This is a genomic window from Paenibacillus chondroitinus NBRC 15376, assembly GCF_004000765.1.
Classification (GTDB): Bacteria; Bacillota; Bacilli; order Paenibacillales; family NBRC-103111; genus Paenibacillus_E; species Paenibacillus_E chondroitinus.
The window spans coordinates 79,232-103,234 of the sequence record NZ_BILW01000019.1 but is presented as its reverse complement, the minus strand read 5'-3'; the positions used below and the strand labels follow the sequence as shown (position 1 = coordinate 103,234).

Here is a 24,003-nt window from a genome sequence, read left to right as displayed (position 1 = left end):
CGGCAACATGGATGCGCGCGCTTATACGATGGTAGGCGCTTTGATTTTGATTTGGCTGCTTTTCGGTTTATTGAACGATACCTTTCTCACTCCTCGGAACTTGTCCAATCTGTTCACGCAGATGTCTGTAACCGCCATCCTCGCGATCGGCATGGTGCTTGTCATCGTCGCCGGCCATATCGATTTGTCGGTAGGCTCCATCGTCGGGCTGACCGGTGGGATCGCCGCCATACTCAGCAATTGGTGGGGCATGCCGGCAGGCGTCGTCATCTTGGGGACGCTGGTGGCCGGGGCGATTCTCGGTATCTTCCAAGGGTGGCTCGTCGCTTACAAGGCAGTGCCCGCCTTTATTGTCACGCTAGGGGGCATGCTCGTCTTTCGCGGGGCCTTGATGGGCGTGACGAAATCGACGACGATCTCGGTGTCCGATCCGGCTTTGGCGTTAATGGGCAACGCCTACTTCGCCAAAGGCTTCGGCTTGATTCTCGCCGTATTGGCCATCGCCGCCATCGTCTGGTCGACGTTCAGCAGGCGGAGATCCCAGCTTAAATACGGCTTCGGCGTGCAGCCTCTGGGAGTGGATATCTTGAAGGCGGCTGGTTATAGCCTGCTGGTGGTTTTGTTCGTGCTCGTCGTGAACAGCTACAAGGGCATCCCGTTTCCGATTATTTTCGTCATCGTGTTAGCCTTCTTGTTTTCCTTCATAGCTACGAGGACGACTTTCGGCAGGCACATATACGCACTTGGCGGCAACGTGGAGGCAGCGCGTCTGTCCGGCATCAATATCAAAAAGAAAACCATGACTGTCTTCATGTTCAGCGGTCTGCTGGCCGCTATCGCCTCGATCGTGCTGACATCCCGCTTATCCTCGGCCACCATCTCGGCGGGCAACATGGCGGAGATGGATGCGATCGCCGCCTGCGTCATCGGGGGGACCTCATTGATGGGAGGCTCGGGCAAGGTGTCTGGAGCGATCATCGGTGCCCTCGTGATGACATCTCTCGACAACGGCATGTCACTCATGGGGTTGGAATCGTTCTGGCAGTACGTCGTGAAGGGAAGCATTCTCGTATTCGCCGTATGGCTGGACATTTCAAATAGAAATAAAAAAGCGGCTAAATAAGAGCACCGCCCGTCATTTTCCGATGGCGGGTTTGGGCGTTGCCTTTTGCGTTACTGGGGTAGAGAGCGACATTTGCAAGATTATGTTGTATACAATGTTACTTTGACGCTGATACAATAGATCATGTAAGCGGAATCATTTTGTTTAACTAATAAGAGGGGGAAACCGGAAATGTAGTATGGTGGCAGAAGGCGGGCCTTGGGGCAATGGCAAGGCGCAATCTGAATAGGGGGATGTGTGCATGTGTTGATACGAAATGTATCCAAATCAAAGGAAAGTACTACTTGTGCCCCCCTTTTTGGAAATTACTTTCGAACTTGCATGTTTAGGAAAAAGGTAGGATAAGTTTTAGCTTGTAGGTAGCTATCATCGAATCAGTAGTCATAGGGGGAAAGGAAAAAATGCTGAAAAAGTGGAAACGGGTTATTTCTAGTACATTATGTGGTGCTATATGTGCAACACCACTATTAGCAGGGCTGGCTCCTCAAAGAAGTTATGCAGCTGAGCCTGCACCACAGACATTGCCGATTTATATGGATTCTGAGCACTATTCCTTTAAGGAAAGGGCAGCAGACATGATTTCAAAGATGTCTATTTCACAGAAGGCATCTCAAATGAACGGAAGCGCATCGCCATCAATCACCCTTTCCGACGGCAAAGTAATTCCTTCATATGGCTGGTGGAATGAGGCGCTGCACGGTGTATCCCGGTATCAGCTTAATGCTTCTGGTAACGCGACAACCATCAATAATGCAACTTCATATCCGATTGGGCTTTCCATGGGAAGTTCATGGGATCCAGAGCTTATGCACAAAGTAGCAACGGCTATTAGTGATGAAGCTCGTGAAACAGCTCCTGATAGTGACCGTATGTTAACCTTTTACTCACCAACAATTAATCTAGCTCGTGATACGCGTTGGGGACGCACGGATGAAACCTTTTCTGAAGATCCCTTGTTAACAGCTGGAATTGCCGGGCAGTTTGTAAATGGCCTGGAAGGTAAGAATATGGACGGTAGCCTAATTGATCCCAATGGGTACTTAAAGACTGTAAGTACCATAAAGCATTATACTGCGAATAATTCTGAAGTAAACCGTCTGAATGGCAGCTCTGATGTAACAGGTCGGGAGCTCAGAGAGTTCTATACTAAACCTTATAGAGAGATTATTAAAAATACGGATGTTACCTCTATCATGAGCTCTTATAATAGTGTTAATGGTACACCGGTTACATTAGACCGAAATTTAATGGAAACATTTCTTCGTCAAACCTTTGGGTTCTCCGGTTATGTAACAACGGACTGCGATAGTATAGCGATGGCTGTGTCACCATCCAGACAGAACTATATGTATCCCGGAATGACCAGGGCCATGACTACGCAAGAAGGATACGCATGGGCCGCAATGTTTGGTACGAATCTAGTATGTAATGCAGGCTATGCCGGCTCTAGCTATGGCGCAGAACTTCCTGGAGCAGCAGCAGCAAAACTTCCTACTCCTTCAGGCATATTCACAGAGAATGCGATAGATGTAGATATGCTTGATTTGTATACTACTCGAATGAAACTGGGCGAGTTTGATGATACGGTTAGAAATGCAGCAGGCATCATTCAATCATCGACAAACAAAGTTTCCTGGTATGATGATGCAATTGCTAGAAGAACTGCTTTAGGAAATGGAAGCTTGTGGACGTTTAATTCGGGTACCGGCGGTGACGGTAAGAACATAACTCAAGAAAGATCTGATATTGCTCGTCAAGCAGCAGCAGAATCCTTGATCTTGTTAAGAAACAATCCAGTCGCATCAAATGGTAACAAACCAGTGCTTCCAATCAATGTGCCTTCAACTGGTGAATTTAAAGTTGTCGTGTATGGTCTTAATGCTAACTACAATACAACGAATAACAGCTTTTTCTTAGGTGGTTATTCTTCAGGTTCCGGCGCTAGCGGCATCGCTAAAATGGTAAACCCTTACAACGGTATCAAAGCAGAAATTCAAAAAATCAATCCCAATGCTGTGGTTGACTGGAAAAAGGGCTTCACCAATACGGGTACAACTTATGCAGGTATGACGACACTTGATAATGCAGCGATTGATCTTGCATCAGGTTATGATTTAGCTATCGTTGCTCTTGGCACAGAACAAGCAACTGCTGCAGAGGATAGTGATCGAGGCGGCAATACAAACCCTAATAACACATTACCAGGAGCGCAGCTGGCGCTGGCTAATGCTGTTGCCGTCAAAAATCCTAAAACAGTCACCGTTATTGAAAGTACCAGCCCAGACGACCTATCAACTTTATCTGCAGATGTTCCTTCCCTGTTATGGAGTGGATACAACGGTCAAGTTAAGGGATTGGGACTAGCAGATGTTTTGCTAGGTAAATATAACCCGAGTGGGCGTACATCAACCCTTTGGTTCAAGAATGACCAATTCCCTAGCATAAGAAGTTACAGAATTACACCTGGACCTGATACCTATAAAACAGGTAATAATACAAGTGCATCCACAACGGTTACTTCCCCTGGTCGCACATATATGTATTATGATGGATCAAAAGGAGCTCCTCTCTACAGTTTTGGATATGGAATGAGCTATTCAAACTTCGCATATTCCAATATGACAGTAACAGGTTTAGGCGCAGGGAATTCTGTTGATGCTAACGATACGATCAATGTCTCTATGAATATTACGAATACAAGTGATAGAGACGGAAATGATATTGTAGAGCTTTATGCTTCAACACCAGACTCTACCCAAACAGGTGTTAATCAACGTCCTATCAAACGTCTTATTGGATTCAAGAAAGTAATGGTAAATGCAGGGCAAACAGTTCCAGTTACCATAACCGTTAAAGTGCCAGATTTACGTTTTTATGATGAAGCAGCAGGCAAATGGGTTATGGATACAGGGAGACACAATTTGCAGTTCAGCACATCGAGTGCAGATGCGGACATTAAACTTAACAAGGATATTTTTGTTACAGGCTCATTAGCTCCTAAGTTAAGTGTTGTAACAGCTAAACCTCGTCAGGACAGCGACGTGGCATTAGATATCCCAACTCGGGTATTCTTCGACAAAGGTAAGACTGTACTTCCACAAGTCACAGTGGCAATGAATGATGATTCGCTGTATGGATATATTGCCAAGGGTTCCAGCAAAGCTATGCCAGCTGGAATGACCGTCACCTATAGCAGCAATAGACCTGGGGTGGTCTCAGTAGCTGGCGACCAAATCACTACTGTCGCAGCTGGCGTCGCAACGATTACCGCAACCGTTAGTTACGCAGGAGAACAACGTTCAACTGACTTTATAGTCTATGTTAATCCTGCTACCACTCTTAAAGACCTCAAGATTAACGGGACTACAGTTAGCGGTTTTGATCCTTCCATAAATCAGTATAATGTAGTAGTTCCTTTCGAACAGAGTGCAACTCCAGTGGTAGCGGCTGCTTCTGCTAACGCTGATAGCGTTGTAACAATCGTGCAAGCAAATGGTATTCCTGGAACAGCAAATATTACAGTAACTGATTCAACATTTAGTAAGGTTTATACAGTTAACTTTGGTCGGCCACCGGTAAGTGCTGAGTTCAAAGGAGCAACAGCTTTAGATAGTCACTACTCCGTCGTACGACAAGATTCGAATTATTCTTTCGACACGAATAATGGAGTGACTATCAGAACAAAACAGGCAGCAGTAAATGCAGTTCAGAACTTAGTTATGCAGCCAGCGATTGGCGATTTCGTATCTCAGACTGCTATGAATTTTTCAGCCACTCCTACTGTTAACAATCAGCAAGGCGGGTTGATCTATTATCAAGATGACTCTAATTACGTAAAACTTGTTTATGAACGTTCTACGGGAACTACAAACCGAATTGCATTGTATAAAGTCGTCAATGGGACAGCAACCGTAGTTACGGGCAACACAAATTCAGCAGGAAACACAAAGATGTATTTACGTCTGATTAGAAGCAATGGAACGATTTCAGCACAATGGTCCGCTGACGGTGTCACTTGGTCTAATTACTCCGGAACAGCTGCAGTGAATTTCGCTGCGCCACAATTAGGCCTAATTGCAACTAATGGTAATGTAAGCGCGGATGCACTCAATGTATCTTTTGAATACTTGAGAATTGGAAGCCTTGATGCATTAAATCCTGTGGCGGATAAAATCCAAAAGGGTGGAGTAGATATTCCAGGGTTTGATCCGCGTATTACAACCTATGATGTAGTTGTACCAGAGGATGCATTGCCTGAAGATTACGAGTACTCAGTAGAGTGTGGAGATGGTTTAACGTGTGTCGTGAACCAAGCAACAACCATTCCAGGCAATGCCACTGCTGTTATAACAAGTCCTTTCGGCACAACAACATATAGCTTTAAGCTTAATTATCGGGCTGAAAGCTTCAACTTTGTTAATACAACCTCTGAGAATTTGTCAAACTTCTGGACAATTCTTAAACAAGATGCTGCTAATTACTCATTAGTACAAGGTAAGGGACTACGTCTTCCTACATTAACGGGGGATATCTATCAAACAAATGCCGCTTGGAATAACGTATTTACAGCCCCAGCCGGTGGTGATTGGGATATTGTTACTAAGGTTCACTATCCTGTAGCACCATCTGCAACCTATCAACAATTTGCGTTCTTAGCATGGCAGGATGAGGATAACTATGTTAAGCTGGATGCCGAAAACAACGGAAGTGGTATTCTAGTCCAATCTGGACGTGAAATCAATAAGGTATTCGCTTCATCTGGAACAAATGCTGTTAATGCCAATGGAGACGCTGCTTTAACCGTTTATCTAAGAATGGCCAAGACCGGAAATAGTTACCAGTGCTCATATTCGTTGGATGGTATTAATTATACTAATGTAGGTACAGCAATTAATTTAAGCCTTAACAATATCAAAATGGGACTATTCGCAACGAAGAACACAGCTAGTAGCCCAGTGATAGATACCTATGTAGAATATGTTCAGGTACTGAATACAAATGATGCACTACCGGTCACTCCAGCTCAAATGAAAATTAATGCTGCAACCAAAGTTTCTGAATATGTTAGAACGCTATTACCCGAAAGCGTACAATTTAGTGAAGGATCAAACACTGTACAACTCGTTAATAGCATCACTCCAACGTATACCATCAGCTACGGTTCAAGTGATGCGAGTATTCTCTCTGCAACAGGTAGTGTTACTCAATCTGTCTACACAAGAGAAATCACGTACACGTATACGATTTCTGATGGAACTAACAATGTAGTAAGTACTCCTATTCACTTAAGCGTACCTGGATCGGAAGGATCAGCACCTCAAGTTGGTGCAAAGGCCAGCATTAGTGGCCCTTCATCGCCAGTGGTTGTGGGTCAGTCGGTTAACCTTCCAATTGGCGTTACTGGATTGACTCATAATTTTAATATTCTAAGTGTGGAGTTAAAGTACGATCCGGCTATGATTGAGTTTGCTACTTCACTGAATAATGGTGTCAACGTCTTGCAAGCAGGTTCAGTTACTTCTACACGGAATGGACTCCAAGTTCTTGAGACAGCTGTGAAACCGGAAACTGGAGAAATCCTGATTATTATGGGAGTCACAGGCAAATTCTTAACAGGTGATGGGGAATTATTCGTTCTTCACGGCAAAGCCAAGGGTGATGCTGCTGCTGGGACTACAAATGTTGCTGTAACCAAGCAGGAAATCGTCGGTGACGAGAACCATTATTCATTACCCGACACATCTCAGGCTACGGTTAACATACAAGTTGTGCAGGCAGATAAGATGGCATTGATTGCTTCAGTTGCAGCTGCGCAAGCACTTCTTCAAGCAGCGGTTGAAGGAAATCAAGAGGGCCAATATCCAGCAGGTTCCAAAGCAATCTTACAAGCTGCAATTGATAGTGCATCAGTAGTGGTGCACAATGGAGCTTCGACACCATCTGACGTTGCTAATGCACTTGTTACATTGAATAATGCAGTTACAAGCTTCACTGGTTCGATTATCCATATCAATAAGGAGGCATTGAATACAGCAATTACAGATGCTCAGCAAGTGTTGAACTCTGCAGTGGAAGGATCAGCGCCGGGTGAATATCCAACGGGTACGAAGGCTGTACTTCAAGCTGCGATTGATGCTGCAATCGGTGTCCGTGATAGTATTACGGTAACGCAATCTGAGGTGAACTTAGCAGTGACGACATTAACGACAGCAGAGAGCACATTCAGAGCTAGCGTGAATTCAACGACTTCACCTTCTGTTGATTTAGAAGCATTAAATCAAGCGATTGCTGCAGCTCAAGCTAAGGTTTCTAAAGCTACAGTGGGCAACAAAATCGGTCAATATCCAGAAGTTGCAATCATGAACCTTCAAGCAGCTATTGATGCAGCGAACAACGTGAAGGTCAACAGTGGAACTACACAGTCGATGGTTGATGCAGCGGTAGTAACATTGAATGATGCTACAACAACATTCACAACGAAGATTGTGACTCTTGTACCTGGTGCTACCTCCATTACGATCCAGGATCTGTCGATACTTGCTAAATATTACGGTGTTAAGAAAGATCAACCTGATTGGGATAAGGTAGAGAAGGCTGATTTGTTCGATAATCATGAGATTACGATTCTTGAATTAGCAGCAGTAGCACGTATGATTGTAGCGAATTGGCTTCAGTAATAAACAATTGATGAAAGTGGAGTAAAGAGGGGGGCGCTTCTGCGCCCTCCTCTTCAGTTAATGAAGGGAACAGTAAATTTTTGGCGAGCGCAGAATAATGCTAGAAACTGTAAAAATATTGTGTTCGTTTTCATATTGGGTTAAATGAATGCTGATAGGGGGCAAAGGAATGCGGGCCGCCGCCATAGCAGCCCGCTTTTGACGCTGATACAATAAATGATGTAAGCGTAATCAATATGTTTAACCAATAGAGGGGGAAGGCAGAACATGAACAAATGGTAGACAAGATCATGAATTGAAAGTTATGGGGACATTTACTTGAAGGCACTTGGAGGATAACCAATGATAGCCACTGAATTGGAGGGGATATGCAGTTTATGATACAAAATGTATCAAGATGATAAGTGGTGCTATTTTTAGTCTTCTTTTGAGAGTTACTATCGGATGATAGGGTGAAGAAACAGATTGCAGTAATGAATTTCATATAGGAGGAAGGAAATCACGATGAGAAATAAGATAGTAGCATTATCACTTATGGTTACCATGCTGATGACTTTTTTAGTTCAGCCTGCTTCGGCAACCTATCAGCCTGAGCTTCCATCGCTTTACCAGACTTTTGAAAACTATTTTAAGTTCGGTTCATTTAATGGGATGAACAGCTTTTTTGGGGGCGGCGATCCGCAAAGCATGCTGCAGCACCACTATAACAGCTGGTCCCCGGCTAATGAATTAAAGCCGCAATCTCTGTTTGGCTCCAGCCAGTCGGCTGCAGCATATAACAGCGCTTTAAACGCAGCCTATTCCAGCGATGAAGAGCGTGCGGCTGCGATTGATAAGGCAAATAAGACCGCCATACTTGCCTCAACAACTTCTCAAGAGACTTTCTTGAACAATGTCAGGAATTTGAACAAAAACCGGGGGCCTAACGATCAGGTCAAGATCAAAGGTCATACGCTCCTTTGGCACAACCAGACGCCGGAAGCTTTCTTCCATGAAGGATTTTCAACCACTAAGCCCTGGGCAAGCAGGGAGGTTATGCTGGCTAGAATCGATTCCTATATCAAAGCTGTATTTGAAAAATTCTCCCCTTACAACGATGTCATCTACTCGTGGGATGTGGTCAACGAGGCTATTGATGACTATACAGGCTATATCCGTAATGAAAGCGATTACCAGGTCAGCAATTGGGGTCGCATTTTCAAAAAAACGGATCTGACCGGTGAAGACAGGCTCCTGGCAGAGAGTGAGTATATCAGGCAGGCTTTTGCATCAGCCTCGAAATACAACAAAGCATTGGGAGCAAACTGGACGTTTGTATACAATGACTTTTACGACGCCGATAAACCCTATGAGCCAAAGCGCAGCGCCACCATCACCATGTTGAAACCTATCTATCAGCAGATGAAGCAAGACGGTACAACCTTCGTCGTGGGTATGCAGAACAGGAACGCGGTTTCACTCGACCTGAACGTGTTTAAAGAGACCTTCAATAAGTTCGCCGCCATCTGCGATGAAATCCAATTTACCGAATCCGACACACGTTCCGATCTTGTGGCCAATCCGAATTATGATCCGAACGCACTGCCGTACTATTTGCCGGACGGCTCGAAGAATCCGAACTGGACGAAAACGAATTGGGATAACACGCCCAACGCACATGTGGCACTGGTTAGAAACGGCTGGACGGCTGCCATGGCGAATTTACCTGAAATCCAAAGGGAACAGGCTGATTGGCAGGCGGATCAATTCGATTTCCTGCTCGAGAACAGCAAGGGCAATGGCGGCAAGCTGAGCGTGTACGCCTTTGATGGAGTCAGCGATACAAGCACCTTCAACGCCAGAAAGGGTGCGCATATCTTCATGTCGGCCGACAGCAATGGAAATACGAACTACACGGCTAAGATGTCCTACTATGCGATGATAGGCAGCGTGGCCCGGATTGAATTGAAAAAGATGCTGAGTAATCTTCCTCAGGATTCCTCCAAGGATAAGTACACTCCTGATAGCTGGAACAAATTTGTTGCGGCCCGCAAAGCAGCCAATGATGTTCTGGGCGTAAGAATCTATGATATTAATGGCGTAAATAACGTGAAGGACGCCGCAAACGCTTTGACGGCAGCAGTACCTGTATTGAAACCGGGCGCTGTTCTTGAAGGCCCAGCGGAAGCTTCTAAAGAAGCAGCCTTTGATCTGAATTATGGCTTGAGCGGCATGGATCAAAATATTTATGCCCAGGACTTAACGTTTACTTATGATCCGAGTCAGTTGGAATACGTATCGGCCGAATCCGTGAAGCCGACTGAAGTTGTGATCGTTGACAAGACTCAGAAGCGAGGAGAAGTTCGGTTCCTTGTAGCAACAACTGGGAAAAACGCCCATCTTGACGGTAGTCTTCTGAAGCTTTCTTGGAAACCAAAATTCGACACGCAGGCTGCAGCAGCTACGATTTCCTTGTCCAAGGCTGTCGTTGCCAATGAAGTCGGCGTCGAAAAAGAACTGCAGAGCACGTCTTATACGGTTCAGCTGAACAGTGTGGTCGTTGATAAAACAGTCCTCAATACCTTAATCGCCGATGCACAAAGCAAGCATGACGCTGCCGTTGTGGGAACCCAGGTAGGTCAGTATCCGGTGGGCTCCAAAGCAACGCTGCAGGCAGCTATCAATCAGGCGAAGGCTGTAGCGAATAACGCTGCGGCAACCCAGTATCAGGTTGAGCAGGCCGTAATCGCGTTGAATGCAGCCCTGCAGACATTTAACGATGCAGTGATTCGCACGCAGCCTGGCGATACGAACGGCGACGGCCGTTATTCCGTGGGTGACCTGGCAATTGTTGCGGCAGCCTACGGCAAAACCTCCGCTGATCCGGACTGGTCCAGCTACAAGAATGCCGATTTGAATAACGACGGTAAGATCGACATCTTGGACCTTGCATCTTTGGCTAGAAAAATACTTAAATAAGTAGCACTCAGCAGCAATAGAGAGGGAGGCTCGCTTCCCTCTCTATGATTCATTTCTTTAGCAAATAGGGAATGTTAGAAGGGTAATGAGTTTGATGATGACCTAGGCAGAGCATATTGTTTGGTATCAGTAAGAGGTTAGCCATTGAATGGTTAGCCTCTTTTTAATGAGCCATAGTTGAGGATAGCTACATCTTGCGCCGAATTTGGGGTGTTCAATCCACGCAACCCAACGATTTCTCATACAACTCATAAACGGTGAGTAGATGCTCTGCAAGGCCTTTTTGAAATCCAATCTCGCAAGGAACGCACCTTCTATCACACCAACCTTAAGATGAATGCTTCAACCTAAACAGACAGATGCTGATGTTTAAATTTCGCCGTTAGACCCAGCGGAAGTCATGTGCGAATTTACCATGAATTAACTTGAAGTGCATGAATAGGTAGCATGAAAGGACTCATTTACTAAAGGTATAAAATAATGCTAGAAACTGAAAAAATATTGTATCCGTTTTCATATCGGATTAAATGAATGCTGATAGGGAGCAAAAGAATGCAGACTGCCGCTGTAGCGGGCTCGCCTTTAACGCTGATAGAATAGATCGTGTAAGCAGAATCATTTCGTTTAACTAATTAAAGGGGGAAACCGGAAATGAACCAATGGCGGGAAGCTCGGGTGAAGGCGACCCTGCCAAACAAGCGAAACAGGAAGCCAAAGTGAAAAAGATTCAAATCCTGAATGAAGGGAACCAAAGAGACTTCGCACAAGCCTCTTTCCTGAAGTTGTTCACGCATTTATTTGATGCAATGACAAGGCACAATCTGAATAGGGGGGATGTGTGCAAGTTTAGATACAAAATGTATCAGAATTAAAGGAGAGGGTAAGAGCAAGCAAGCGAATTAAATCAATGATGCTTAGAACTTTTGACTGCCCAGAATCTTATTTCAAAAAAATTTTTGAAAGGAAGTGCAGTTATCATTAACTCTTTAAAGAAAAAAATCGTGTCGATAGCTCTGAGCGCTAGCATGGTTTTAGGTTTAGCGCCTATCGGAGCCATTCCTCCCGTACAAGCTGCTGGCAGCTATGACAATAACTTCTCTATGGTTCTCAGCAGCTCAACCGACGCAAACAGATATCTCACAACGGCAAACTCTAATGCTTTCAACGTAGTTATGTACAACAACACCTATTCCGGTGTCTTCGGCGACCAGCACATGGGGGGAATCGAACTGTTCCTCCATGGGAATCGTATAGCTACCAATGGTGACATTCACTATATGCCCACTCCCGAGCAGTGGGACGCGACTCCAGCGCCTACCCGTGGTACCAAAATATTTGACATGACGACTAACAAAATCACCAGCCCGATGACTTTCAACGGAGCCACGGACGGAACTCTCAAGTATGATCTGATCGCTACCCCAGAGGAAGGCGGCGCATTGCTCTCAGTTGTACTTACCTCGGATTTACCAGCAAGCCTTGCTGGCAAGGCCAGGTTCAACATGGAGTTCATCCCCTCAAAATTTGAGAACAAGACATTTCAGGCCATCTCCGTAGAAAACGGACCTTATGACACCTTCGGAGTATTCCCGCTCCATCCACAGAGCACAATGTCAGAAGTTGAGCGTCCCAACTTTCCGACCCAGTCATGGTACGTACAAGATTGGAACACGGATAGGGGCAATTCTCAGCCGCTTCCGTTTGTCGAGGGATATGGCTTTACATTTGCCGCTGAGGACGAGCTGAATAATATCAGTATTACCTCTGATACCGGCAAACTCCAGCTGTATGACGCTCGCGACCGCGCGCAGAATGGTTGGTATGTGCTCAGTAACTTGATCACTGATGGCAAGAAAGGCGACACTGTTGCAAAATGGCATATTCGTCCCAAGGTAGTTCAGAACTGGGTGCGAGAGCCAAATATAGCTTTCAGCCAGGTTGGTTATTCTCCCAACCAGGAGAAGTTTGCAGTTATTGAATTAGACAAGTATGAAAATAATTATCCCTCGTCGGCGTCCCTGCTCCATGTAAACGCAGACGGTTCTAAGGAAGTGGTATACACTGCCAACGTATCTGCTCCCGTATCATGGCAACGGTATAAATATGTGAATTTTGACTTTACAAGCGAAATCAAGACTGGTATGTACGTCATAAAGTATGGCGATAAGGAAAGCGATGTATTCCCGATTGCGAACGACGTATATAATAAATCCTGGCAATCGGCTCTGAGTGGCTTCCTTGCGGTTCAAATGGACCATATCGAGGTTCGCGACGGCGACCGCATCTGGCATGGAGCAGCGCATATGGATGACGGTAGCATAGGACCTCTAGGTGCTTCCTGGTTTGACGGTATGAGCATGCCAGCAACGATGCCGGATTCAATCACTGCGAAAGGCATCAAACCGGGGCAGCATATTCCTGGATTGAATGTCGGCGGCTGGTATGACGCTGGTGATTTTGACCTTCAGGGTTCCAGAGAAATCGAAGTGCTTCAGGACCTTATTTTTGCGGCCGAGGCTTTCAACAATATGGACAACAGCGATACGTTATCTGTTAAGTGGGATGACAAAACAGGCGGTGTGGTACAGATGCACAAGCCTGACGGAATTCCTGATATTGTGCAGCAGGTTGCACATGGAATCAAGTATGTCCTTGCACAGATCGATAATCTCGGCGGCTACGGCGGAACAATGGAATTACGTACTCTGCGCCAGTACACTCATCTAGGCGATGTTTCTTCCGATACCGACGGTTATATATACGACTCCACCCTTGGTCCAAATGAAATCGTTGAGCGCAACGGTCTCGTATATTCTGGCAAACCTGACGATCGAGTATTATTGCTCGGCGGCGGCGGCGGAAACTTTACCAGCACTCTTACCAGCAACACCTCAGCGGATATCGCAGGAGCTGCATACTTACTGTATGATTATTATCCTGAGCTTGCGATCAAATCCCTGAACACTGCACTCGCCATATGGGACAAAGAAAGAGCATCCCAGCCGGCAAACTTGGGCACCGAATGGAATACGCTGGTTCAGCTGATGCTTGCGACCAAAAAGATGGGCGACAGCAGCAGGTTTGAATATTTTAAGAACCGTCTTTCATCACTAACATCCACTGCATTTAACTCAAACGGTATAAGTTCAAGATACAACTCCTTGTTCATCATGGATCTTATGGACGAGGCCTTTAGAACTCAGGTGGAAAATGCTGTAACTCAATACGCGGCCACGGTTAGTTATCCTACCATAACCAGCCCGTTCGGAGTGCAGTTTACCACAGGAGCAGGTTGGGGCGGATCACCGACCATAATTGGCTTTGGTCAGCGCCTGGCCATTATGTATAAATACTTCCCAACTATCGATTCCTTGAAAATGTATACTCTACGCTCTGCGAACTATATCCTGGGCAGACACCCTGCCAACAACAATTCGTGGGTGTCAGGTGTGGGCACGAAGTCCCAATTGAAACCCTATAACAGCAACCGTGCGGACCAGTCCTTCATTCCCGGTTCCATTCTGCCTGGTCACATCACTTTTGCGCCAGATTTCGTGGAATCACTTGGTGACTTTAACTTCCTGTGGTTTGAAAACGAGTCGATCATCAACTACCAGTCTAAGTGGATTTCTGTAGGTATGGCTGCGAGTATGATCGCCAATGAGTCTTCCACTGAGACTCAAGCACCAACCAAGGACTTCAAAAATAACTTCATGATGGGTATTAAGAAGACGAGTTCAACAGATGGATATCTGCAGACCCCAGGCTTCAACCTGTTCATGTATGATAACACCTTTGACGCTGCACTCGGCGACAAGAAGAATGCGGGCATCGAGCTTATCCAGTCCGGACGCCGTATCGCCACCAACGGCGACATCAGCCTGCTGAATGCTCCGGATAAGTCGGATAGTACTATCCCTCCAGTACGCAACAGCCGAACGGTTGACGATGTGAATAATACCCTCAGCGCGAGCTTGACTATTCCATCAGATTCAAAGGGCAACCCTGCGGTTAGTTACAACCTGAAGGCAGAACCCGAAGCTGGCGGTATCAAGCTTACGGTTAAGCTAGACAATCCTCTGCCAGCAGATCTTATAGGCAAAGCGGGCTTCAGCTTACAATTTGCTCCATCACAGTTCATCAGCAAGAGCTTCCAGGCTGATACTAACGGCGATGGCAATTATGATTCCTTCGGCGTATTCCCTCTCGTTCCTCAGGACGATATGGTGAGTGCTGAGAGAGCTAGGACCGAGGCAAGTGATAAAGACAACATGCAACCGCTGCCTTTTGCAACCGGCAAGAAGATGACCTTTGCCGCCGAGGATAAGGAAAACCGTATTCGCATTTCGTCGGACAACGGTGATCTCTCGCTCTACGACGGACGTAACAATACACAGGACGGCTGGTTTATACTTCGCACCATGATTCCAGCAAACGCCACCGAAATCACATGGCACATCAGCCCTGACGTTAAGCAGGATTGGACACGCAAACCCAATGTTGCTCACAGCCAGGTTGGATATGCGATGGATTTATCAAAGGCTGCTGTAATCGAACTTGATCCTAACTTCAACGCACCAACGACAGCCTATGTTGACCGTTTGAATATGAATGGCACCTATACGGAAGTATTCTCCGGTGAGCTTGGCGCACCTACTTCATTGGCACGTTATACTTATAGAAATTTTGACTTCTCCTCAGTCAAAGATCCTGGTATGTACGTAATCCGTTACGCTGGAGAACGCACTGATCCGTTCCCGATAAAAAAGAACGTTTATGACAGATCATGGCAGTCATCCCTCAGTGGCTTCCTCGCTGTCCATATGGATCATATGACTGTTCGCGAGAGTTACCGCATCTGGCATAATCAGACATTTAAAGACGACGCGCTTCAAGCTCCGCTCAATATGAAGTCGTTTGGTGGATGGAACATGGGAACTGTAACGGATTCTACCTATGCACCCTATGAGCATATTCCTGGATTGGCCGTTGGTGGATGGTACAATCCAAGCGGTTATGAACTTGATACTGCGAGCAACCTTAGTGTGATCCAGGATCTCGCTTTGGCATTTAAAGAGTTAGGTGTAGACTATGACACATTCACAATGGATAATGCATCTAGCTTCGTTGAGATGCACAGAATGGACGGAATTAATGATATTCAGCAGCAAGTGAAGCAGGGAATCCTGCAGATATTAGGCCAAATTGAAAATGTCGGCTTCGTATTCAAGGGTATGAAGGTTCCAACCCTAAAGCAATATTCACAGTCAGGTGACGCCTCGAAGGCTTCAGACGGATTCGTTTACGACAGTGCTCTCGCGTCGGACGCTAGATATGGCTTAAAATCTGGCAGGCTGGACGACAGACTTGCTTTTGTCGGTACCAAGAACGTGGAAATGCAGTATGACGCAGCAGGCGCACTAGCATCGGCAGCCTATGCTCTCAAAGGTTTTGACGACGCACTTGCCGCTCGCTGCCTGGCAACAGCGGAAAACATCTGGAATAAAGAGACCCTTGTCACTAGCGGAACGCAGGTTGCTGCTGAGTGGAGGGCCGCTGTGCAGCTCCTGATCGCCACCAATGGCAACAAGGAAACATATAAACAGTTCATTAAGGAAGTTTCGGCACTTGAGCTGAGTACTTCAAACTTCGGAATGGACGGCTGGAAAGCAGCGCGTGTCCTTACTTATATGGATCAAGGGTTCAAGAAGGAATTTAAGCAAGCCCTAACAAATTATATCCCTGTATTGGACAGCGAGATCTCGAACCCGTTTGGCGTGCCGGTAACTGGCGGCAATGTCAGCGTTCTCAACATGGGCGTTAGCATGAGCATCCTGAACAAGTATTTTCCTGAGATTGTGAGCGAGAAATATACGCTCAGCGCAGCGAACTATATCTTGGGCACACATATGTATAACGACACCTCTTGGGTGTCTGGAGTGGGCACCAAGTCGTCGAAACACGGGTATGGCAGCAACCGTGCCGACCGTTACTTCATCGCAGGTGGTATCGTTGCCGGTTCTGCCAACGTTCTGTCGGACTTCCCTGAAGCCGTTGACGATTACAACTATCTGCCAGACGAAACAGGTTACAGTATCGAAACCGCTGCCAAATGGATTGTAGTTGGAAAAGCAGCCGACACAATTTCAACTGCTCCAGTAGTTGATCTAACTAAACCTAGAGTAAACATATCGGCAGCAAGCCATGTACAGCCTGAAAGTAGCTTTATTGTAAAAATCAGTATGGATAATGTGTCACAAAGCGTTTATGCTCAGGATATTTCACTTGGATATGACCCTAATATCTTCGAGTATGTATCTGTGGAAGGTGCAAATGACAAAATCATGGTAGTAGACTCTAGAACCACTCCCGGCGCTGTAAGAATTATTTCTGCGGCCACAAATGGTTTGACTACGCCAAGCGCGGAAATACTCAACGTCACCTTCAAGGCAAAAACAAATGCTTCCGGAAGTATTGCAGTTACCCAAGCGGTCCTTGGTACTATGCCTGATGGAATAGAAATTGAGGCGGTATTGAGCAGTAAAACAATTGTAGTAGGCACTACATCTGAAGTTGATAAGGCTCAACTTGTAGCATCTATAAGTAGCGCAGAGACCCTTTATGCCAATGCGGTAGTAGGCACACAGACTGGCCAATACCCGCAATCAGCCAAGGATATCTTTAAGACAGCTATAGATGCAGCAAAAGCTGTGAATGACAACACCAGTGCAACACAGGCACAGGTAGACAGTCAAGTAATCGCTTTGAATAATTCGAAAAATATCTTCCTTTCTTCAGTGATAACTGGACAAAGTGTTGATAAGACAGCCCTAGGAGTTGCTATTACTAATGCTGAAAGCCTTTATGCAGAGGCAGTAGTTGGAACACAGCTTGGACAATATCCGCAGGAAGCAAAAGATATCTTCGGTGTGGCTATAGATGCGGCCAAGTCAGTGTACAATAACTATAATGCAACACAATCCCAGGTAGACAGCTCCGTTGCGGCACTGAATAGTGCAGTGATTGTCTTTATGAACAAAGTAGCTTATGCAGACATAAACAATGACGGAATCATCAGCATAGGAGACCTTGCGATTGTAGCTTACTATTATGGAAAGGATTCTACCGACATCGATTGGGAGAAGGCTAAGGGGTCAGATGTGAATAGGGACAACAAAGTAGATATTTATGACCTTTCTTATGTTGCGTATAATTTACTGGATAATAAATAACTAAATAGTAAATTTGAGCTCCAATAATAAGAATGAAGTTATTCTTGTTATTGGGGCTAACTTTTTATTACTATTCACAGTCTCAGCATCTCTTTATGGATATGGATGAGGAGTCCGGGTTCGAAGACGAGTTTAAGATGATAAAGATACTATCTCGCGTATTGAAGAGTGGGCAGAGAAGTGGCGTGTGGAATAACTTTTTGACGCTAACGGAAACAGGTCAGATGTCCATTTTGAATAAAGCTTTGGGGACCTACATGCCAAATACATGGTATCGGGTGAAAGCAATCATCGATCAAACTGGGCAAAAAGCGGACGTATTGCTTAACGATGTGCAGGTCGTAACCGGGGGCGCCGGATGACTTCGTCATCTGGGGGGACTACTTCTACATGGAAGCGCTGATGCGGCTTGTTCATGATGTGCCAGGGTACTGGTACGAAAGAGATTTAGAGTAATGAAGAGGCTGTCCCAAAAGTCATAGAAATGACTTCTGGGACAGCCTCTCATTTCTTTATATATGTCAATGGTCTAAATTGTGCCTTTGCGCATAGTGTGGTAGACTTCACCTAAAAGTTGCTCTTCGTTTTCGTTCTCAAATTGGAGAATGGAGGAGAAGGGCAGATAAATTTTAAGCAGAGTGGGGTCGCGCCATGCAATGGGTGAAAAAATCAATGCAACGCTGGAATTCTATTCACAACCAGATTCTTTTTTTCATTCTATTGTTTCTCATTATTCCCCTATTTATTAGCGCTTTCTGGATCGATAAGCCTCTGGAGCGCGTGATTGAGAATAAAATCGGCAATGCGACTTCTGAAGCTTTGTACCAAATCGATTTCAACATTGAGTTATTGCTGCAGGATATGCTGAAATCAGCGGTAGATATCTCAACGAACCCCAATATCACCTCCCTGCTGAAACAGCCGAATTCCGTTACGTATTATGAAAAGCTGCGGCTTGCAGATAATGCAATGAATAAGCTTTATTCTTCTTATTTTTCGGAAAGTTATGTAACTTTGCTTGATATGCACGGCAATTGGTTAAGCAACAAAATTGTCCAACAAGATTTATATGACGAGTATATTCAATCGGACTGGTATAAAGAGATGTTAAAAGAACCATTTGGCATTAGCTGGATGGCGAATGACAGCCGCAATTATATTTATTATGACAAGAGTCAGCTCGTTACGCTGATTAAAACCATTACAGATGTGCAAACCAATCAAAACATCGGGATCGAGCTTTTTAGCGTAAGTGAAAGCGATTTTCGCAAGTACATGTCGAAATTGGACGGCAATGTCATGATCATGGACCAACAGGGGAAGATCATTTCCAGCTCCATGAAAGCGGGTATGGATCCCATAGAGGTTTTACCAGAAGATGTCTCCAAAATATGGGACTCCTCCAAAGGGCAGCTGATTGTGGAAAAAAATCATCAGAAATGGATTGCCAGCTATGACACCATTGGGTTAACCGGCTGGAAATTAATACAGTTTATTCCTTACGATACGGTGTTTAAAGAAATATTTGATTTACGCAGAACGAATATGATCACGGTAGGGATCATTGTCATCGTGTTTATGCTCCTCGCGTTCAGCATATCTTACCGAGTATCCAAGCCGGTTAAACTTTTAAATAAGCGAATGAAAGAAATAGAGAAAAACGACTTTAACAGCTCCTTGGCGCTTTCGGGTCCCAATGAAATTGCTACGCTGATCGATACCTATAACCACATGGCCAGACAAATCCGGGACCTGCTTCAAAGGCTGAAGGAGGAATATGTGCAGAAAGAAGAAATGCGTTTTCGAGCGCTTCAGGCGCAGATTAACCCGCATTTTATTTTGAATACGTTGAACAATATCAAATGGATGGCATACATCCGCAATGACCGGGAAGTTGGGGAGATGTTGTCCAGCCTGGGAAGTATGATGGAAGCGAGTATTGGAAGAGGAGAAACGTTGATTTCGCTTAAAGAGGAAATGGACTATGTTCAGCATTATATTACTCTAATGAAATTGAGATATAACGATAAATTGAGTGTCGAATTTCATATTCCCGAGCCGTTAATGAAGCAGGAAGCCATCAAATTTATGCTTCAGCCCATTATAGAGAATAGCATTCACCATGGCATTGAGCCGATGGAAGGGAGAGGGGTTATTACCATTAAGGCTGTGGCCGACCAAGAGCATAATCAAATGATTTTAACCGTGACAGACAATGGTACAGGGATCCAGCCGGACAAAATTGATGATATCAATCTGATCTTGTTGCAAGGATATGGACAAGGACATGGTGCATCGCAAAGTATAGGTATCAGGAATGTGCATGAGCGCATCCGGCTTCAATACGGGGAAGGGTACGGTTTGCATATTCAAAGTAAGGCGAATGAGACGACGGTCGCGTTCAAATTGCCGCTCAAAACGATCGAAGAAGGGAATGCTTATGCCTCTGAAAGTACTGCTCGTAGATGACGAATTTTTGGTTCGATTAGGTATAAAATCATTGATTGACTGGGAGCAGCATCAGCTGACCTATGTCGGGGATGCACAGGATGGTTTGGAAGCGTTGGAGATTATCGAAAAGACGAGGCCTGATATCGTACTGACCGACATTGTCATGCCTAGAATGAACGGTATTGAGCTGATTGAGAAAGTGAAGAGCGAGTATCCGGATACGCATATCATTGTGCTCAGTTCTCATAATGATTATGAATATGTGCGGAAAGCGATGAAATTGGGTGTAGAGGACTATATTTTGAAAGCGTCATTAAAACCTGAAGAGCTTTTGCAAATGCTGCTCGAGGTATCGAAGAAAATTTCATCAAGCCGGGAGGTTCGGCAGCGCCAAATCGAAACAAAGCCTGCGGTGGAAATGAGTGAAAATGGAGGTTCGCGGCGGCTGAAGCAGTGGATTTTTCAGGGGAATGCTACGGCGGAAGATTCGCATGTTACGGAAAAAGATAGCGCATTCTTCCTGAATGGGTATGTTTTTGTACTGATAACCATTCATCGTGATCAGCGTCGAACGGATAGCTCGGACAAGATGAAGTTCATGAATCTTATTTCCTTACAGCTGGACAAGAGCACAGAGGGCATATTTCAAGATGTGAATGAGGAAGAAATCGTCCTGCTTTTTCCCAAAAAGGCGGGAGTGCATACAGTTGACGAAGCGATCAGGTTCGGCAAGGAGATCATGGAGGCCGCAAGAAGATTTATTAATCTATCTCTTAGCATAGGGATCAGTGAAGGGTCTCAAGGCATAGAGAGTCTGCCAGACGTATACTCGAGGGCGAAACGCGCACTCCAAAATTATTTTTATGAAGGAAAAGAAAAGGTTTATTTCTATGGGGAGCACTTGGAGAATATTCCGGCGGGGAATGTGATACCGCAAGAGGATGAGACGGTCTTGAAAGTCGAATTGGACCGTATGAACGCGGCGGAGATCAAGCAAGTATTGGACAGAATCTTCGAACGGATGGAAATGTGGAAGGGTCCTGTCGAGAAGTGTATCCAATTGTGTTTACATCTGCTGCATACGATTCAGAACGGCCTAAAACCTTATCAGGAAGACCTGTTCAAAGAGCTTGAGCAGGAGGAGCCCCTATATAAACAAGTCCTTAAGTTTGATGAATTGAGCAAGGCGAAGCAATGGTTCGAACAACTCATTGATGACTGCTGCGGTCAGGGGAAAGCATTTGGGAGAGGAAACTTCCGGGAAGATATTCAACAACTCATTCTTTACATGAAATCCAATTATACAGAGGACATCTCTTTGAGGCATGCTGCTGAACGAGTCAGAATGAGTGAAAATTATTTGAGTTATTTGTTTAAAAAAGAAACGCAGGTCGGTTTTTCGGAATATCTCAATCAAATTCGTATAGGAAAAGCAGCGGAATTATTGCTTGAATCCAAGCTGCCTGTGTATGCGATTGCAGAAAAGGTAGGCTATGAGAACTTCAATTATTTTGGCCGAATCTTTAAGAAAACGATGGGTGTAAGCCCTCAACAATACCGTGTAAAATTCAAATCCTCCTTATCCTAAGGGGGATTTGTTGTTTTTGTTTGCTCATTCGTAAAAAAGTGAACAATGATCGTGGAAAAGTGAACAGCCGTAAAAACTCCTTATTTTTATGAACAAAACCGATAGATACGTTCCTGTTTTATAAAGTTTCCGTAAACTATAATCATTTCTGTAAGCGCTATACAAAAAGAAAAACAACTAGAATAACAGATTATGATTTGGAGGGGTGAAGATGACGACCAGAGTTGCTAAGGCGTCGCAGCGGTCTATTCGAGGTGAATTTTGGGGGCTCTTTTTTATTGCTCCATTCGCCATTTTGTTTCTTATTTTTGAGATTTACCCGATTGTAAATGCCTTCTATCTTAGTTTTTTTGATTACGGACTAGGGCAGAAGGAATGGATTGGGCTTGGGAACTATGCGGAATTGATGTCAGATCGCGTCTTTTTACGCTCCATTGCCAACACATTCGGTTTTGTTGTCGGCACGGTGCCATTGACATTTATTTTCGCCATATTTGCGGCTGTGCTCATTTATGGCAAACATAAGCATATTGCCTCTTTCTTCAGAGGTGCGTTTTACTTGCCGATCATCACTTCTCAAGTTATTCTTTCCTTGATTTGGGCTTGGATCTATAGCCCTGTGAACGGGATTGCCAACTATGCCTTATCCTTGTTCGGAGCAAAGCCCGTCATGTGGCTCTCTGATGAGCGCGTAGCCTTATTAGCGCTGATTCTAGTCGTTGTGACCTTTAACGTGGGACAACCTATTATTTTACTATTGGCTGCTTTGGGTAACATATCTCCTGAGTACTATGAGGCCGCGGATATCGATGGGGCTTCAGCGCCAAGAAAGTTCTGGCACATTACGCTGCCGCTCTTGAAACCGACATCGTTGTATATTTTGGTCATGTCAACGATTTGGGCGTTTCAAACCTTTGTTGTTGTACAAATGCTAACGGGCGGCGGACCCAACTACGCCACTTCCACGATTATGTTTTTGTTATATGAAACCGCATTCGTGTATGGGAAGCTTGGCGCAGCCTCTGCAATGGGCATCATTATTACTGTCTTGATTTCGATTGTTGCCGTTGTTCAGTTTAAGCTCATGAAGTCAGATATTCAATACTAAGGGAGGAGTACTCATGGCTAAATCATCTTATTTGATCATGAAGGTATTGGGGAATATCCTTCTGTATGTGTCTGCCGCATTGTTTATTTTTCCGCTCTATTGGATGGTTACCGGCGCTTTTAAGAACCAGTCTTCCAGTGTGAAAATCCCACCTGACTGGATCCCTGCAAAAATAACCATGGCGAACTTCTCCAATCTGATCAATGACGGCTCCATCTTTTATTGGTTATATAATAGCGGTTTCGTTTCTGTTATTGCCACTGTTGGCGTTGTTCTCATTGCATCAATGGCTGGTTACGCTTTAACCAAGCGGAAATTCAAAGGCTCCGAATTTTTCTTTAGCGCCGTCTTAATTGCCATGTTCATTCCCAGACAAATTACCCTTGTCCCTTTATTTACGATGATGCGGGACCTTGGTCTGGTGAACAATTTGGCAAGCGCCATTTTGCCGGTGTTGACCATCCCGTTTGCGGTATTCATGATGAAGCAATTCAGCGAATCCGTGCCGACCGAGCTGCTGGAAGCCGGAAGAATCGATGGCTGCTCTGAAATCGGATTGTTTTTTAAACTGTTCTTTCCGATTATTAAACCTGCCATTGGCGCGCTTGCGATCTTTACATTTACGTATGTCTGGAACGATTACCTCTGGCAGCTGATTATGCTCAGCGATAAAACCAAGATGACGATAAATGTGGGTATTTCAACACTCGTTTCGGAATATGTGGCCAATTATGGGCTTCAAATGGCTGCCGCATCCCTTGGTTTTATACCGGTATTCATTATTTTTATCAGTTTTCAGAAATATTTCGTGAAAGGCATCACACTTGGCGGTGTAAAGGGTTAAATTACAAATTGCCCCTAGGATA

10 protein-coding genes are annotated in these 24,003 nt (G+C 45.0%); all 10 read left to right on the top strand.

Annotated features, from left to right (window positions below; translation table 11 throughout):
- Nucleotides 1–7: 7 nt before the first annotated feature.
- Entirely contained in the window at nucleotides 8–1,123 is a 1,116-nt protein-coding gene (locus PCH02S_RS20820; protein WP_246069191.1) for a sugar ABC transporter permease, read from the top strand.
- A 401-nt stretch (nucleotides 1,124–1,524) separates the two neighbouring features.
- Nucleotides 1,525–7,800: a glycoside hydrolase family 3 N-terminal domain-containing protein gene (locus PCH02S_RS20815; protein WP_127455870.1), complete on the top strand. Its 6,276-nt coding sequence runs from the start codon at nucleotides 1,525–1,527 to the stop codon at nucleotides 7,798–7,800.
- A 504-nt stretch (nucleotides 7,801–8,304) separates the two neighbouring features.
- Nucleotides 8,305–10,758 (top strand): endo-1,4-beta-xylanase, encoded by a 2,454-nt coding sequence (locus PCH02S_RS20810; RefSeq protein ID WP_127455869.1) that lies wholly within the window; start codon nucleotides 8,305–8,307, stop codon nucleotides 10,756–10,758.
- A 659-nt stretch (nucleotides 10,759–11,417) separates the two neighbouring features.
- Nucleotides 11,418–11,630 carry a hypothetical protein gene (locus PCH02S_RS20805; protein ID WP_127455868.1) on the top strand — a complete coding sequence of 71 codons (213 nt, stop codon included), beginning with the start codon at nucleotides 11,418–11,420 and terminating at the stop codon, nucleotides 11,628–11,630.
- Between the two features lie 51 nt (nucleotides 11,631–11,681).
- Nucleotides 11,682–17,990: a glycoside hydrolase family 9 protein gene (locus tag PCH02S_RS20800; RefSeq protein ID WP_127455867.1), complete on the top strand. Its 6,309-nt coding sequence runs from the start codon at nucleotides 11,682–11,684 to the stop codon at nucleotides 17,988–17,990.
- Between the two features lie 137 nt (nucleotides 17,991–18,127).
- Nucleotides 18,128–18,352 (top strand): hypothetical protein, encoded by a 225-nt coding sequence (locus PCH02S_RS20795; protein ID WP_127455866.1) that lies wholly within the window; start codon nucleotides 18,128–18,130, stop codon nucleotides 18,350–18,352.
- Between the two features lie 310 nt (nucleotides 18,353–18,662).
- Nucleotides 18,663–20,459 carry a sensor histidine kinase gene (locus PCH02S_RS20790; RefSeq protein WP_127455865.1) on the top strand — a complete coding sequence of 599 codons (1,797 nt, stop codon included), beginning with the start codon at nucleotides 18,663–18,665 and terminating at the stop codon, nucleotides 20,457–20,459.
- Complete coding sequence (locus PCH02S_RS20785) at nucleotides 20,431–22,029, top strand: response regulator (protein WP_164819652.1); 1,599 nt, start codon at nucleotides 20,431–20,433, stop codon at nucleotides 22,027–22,029. The genes PCH02S_RS20790 and PCH02S_RS20785 overlap by 29 nt, the downstream gene beginning before the upstream one ends.
- Before the next feature lie 211 nt (nucleotides 22,030–22,240).
- A complete protein-coding gene (locus tag PCH02S_RS20780; protein ID WP_127455863.1) occupies nucleotides 22,241–23,137 on the top strand; it encodes a carbohydrate ABC transporter permease in 897 nt (298 codons plus the stop codon).
- A 13-nt stretch (nucleotides 23,138–23,150) separates the two neighbouring features.
- Nucleotides 23,151–23,981 (top strand): carbohydrate ABC transporter permease, encoded by an 831-nt coding sequence (locus tag PCH02S_RS20775; RefSeq protein WP_127455862.1) that lies wholly within the window; start codon nucleotides 23,151–23,153, stop codon nucleotides 23,979–23,981.
- The last annotated feature ends 22 nt before the right edge of the window (nucleotides 23,982–24,003 follow it).

What these genes read in the sequence shown, in the direction of transcription:
- PCH02S_RS20820 (WP_246069191.1), top strand. Translation starts at nt 8, where the DNA reads ATGGATGCGCGCGCTTATACGATGGTAGGCGCTTTGATTTTGATTTGG.
- PCH02S_RS20815 (WP_127455870.1), top strand. Translation starts at nt 1,525, where the DNA reads ATGCTGAAAAAGTGGAAACGGGTTATTTCTAGTACATTATGTGGTGCT.
- PCH02S_RS20810 (WP_127455869.1), top strand. Translation starts at nt 8,305, where the DNA reads ATGAGAAATAAGATAGTAGCATTATCACTTATGGTTACCATGCTGATG.
- PCH02S_RS20805 (WP_127455868.1), top strand. Translation starts at nt 11,418, where the DNA reads ATGGCGGGAAGCTCGGGTGAAGGCGACCCTGCCAAACAAGCGAAACAG.
- PCH02S_RS20795 (WP_127455866.1), top strand. Translation starts at nt 18,128, where the DNA reads ATGATAAAGATACTATCTCGCGTATTGAAGAGTGGGCAGAGAAGTGGC.
- PCH02S_RS20790 (WP_127455865.1), top strand. Translation starts at nt 18,663, where the DNA reads ATGCAACGCTGGAATTCTATTCACAACCAGATTCTTTTTTTCATTCTA.
- PCH02S_RS20785 (WP_164819652.1), top strand. Translation starts at nt 20,431, where the DNA reads ATGCCTCTGAAAGTACTGCTCGTAGATGACGAATTTTTGGTTCGATTA.
- PCH02S_RS20780 (WP_127455863.1), top strand. Translation starts at nt 22,241, where the DNA reads ATGACGACCAGAGTTGCTAAGGCGTCGCAGCGGTCTATTCGAGGTGAA.
- PCH02S_RS20775 (WP_127455862.1), top strand. Translation starts at nt 23,151, where the DNA reads ATGGCTAAATCATCTTATTTGATCATGAAGGTATTGGGGAATATCCTT.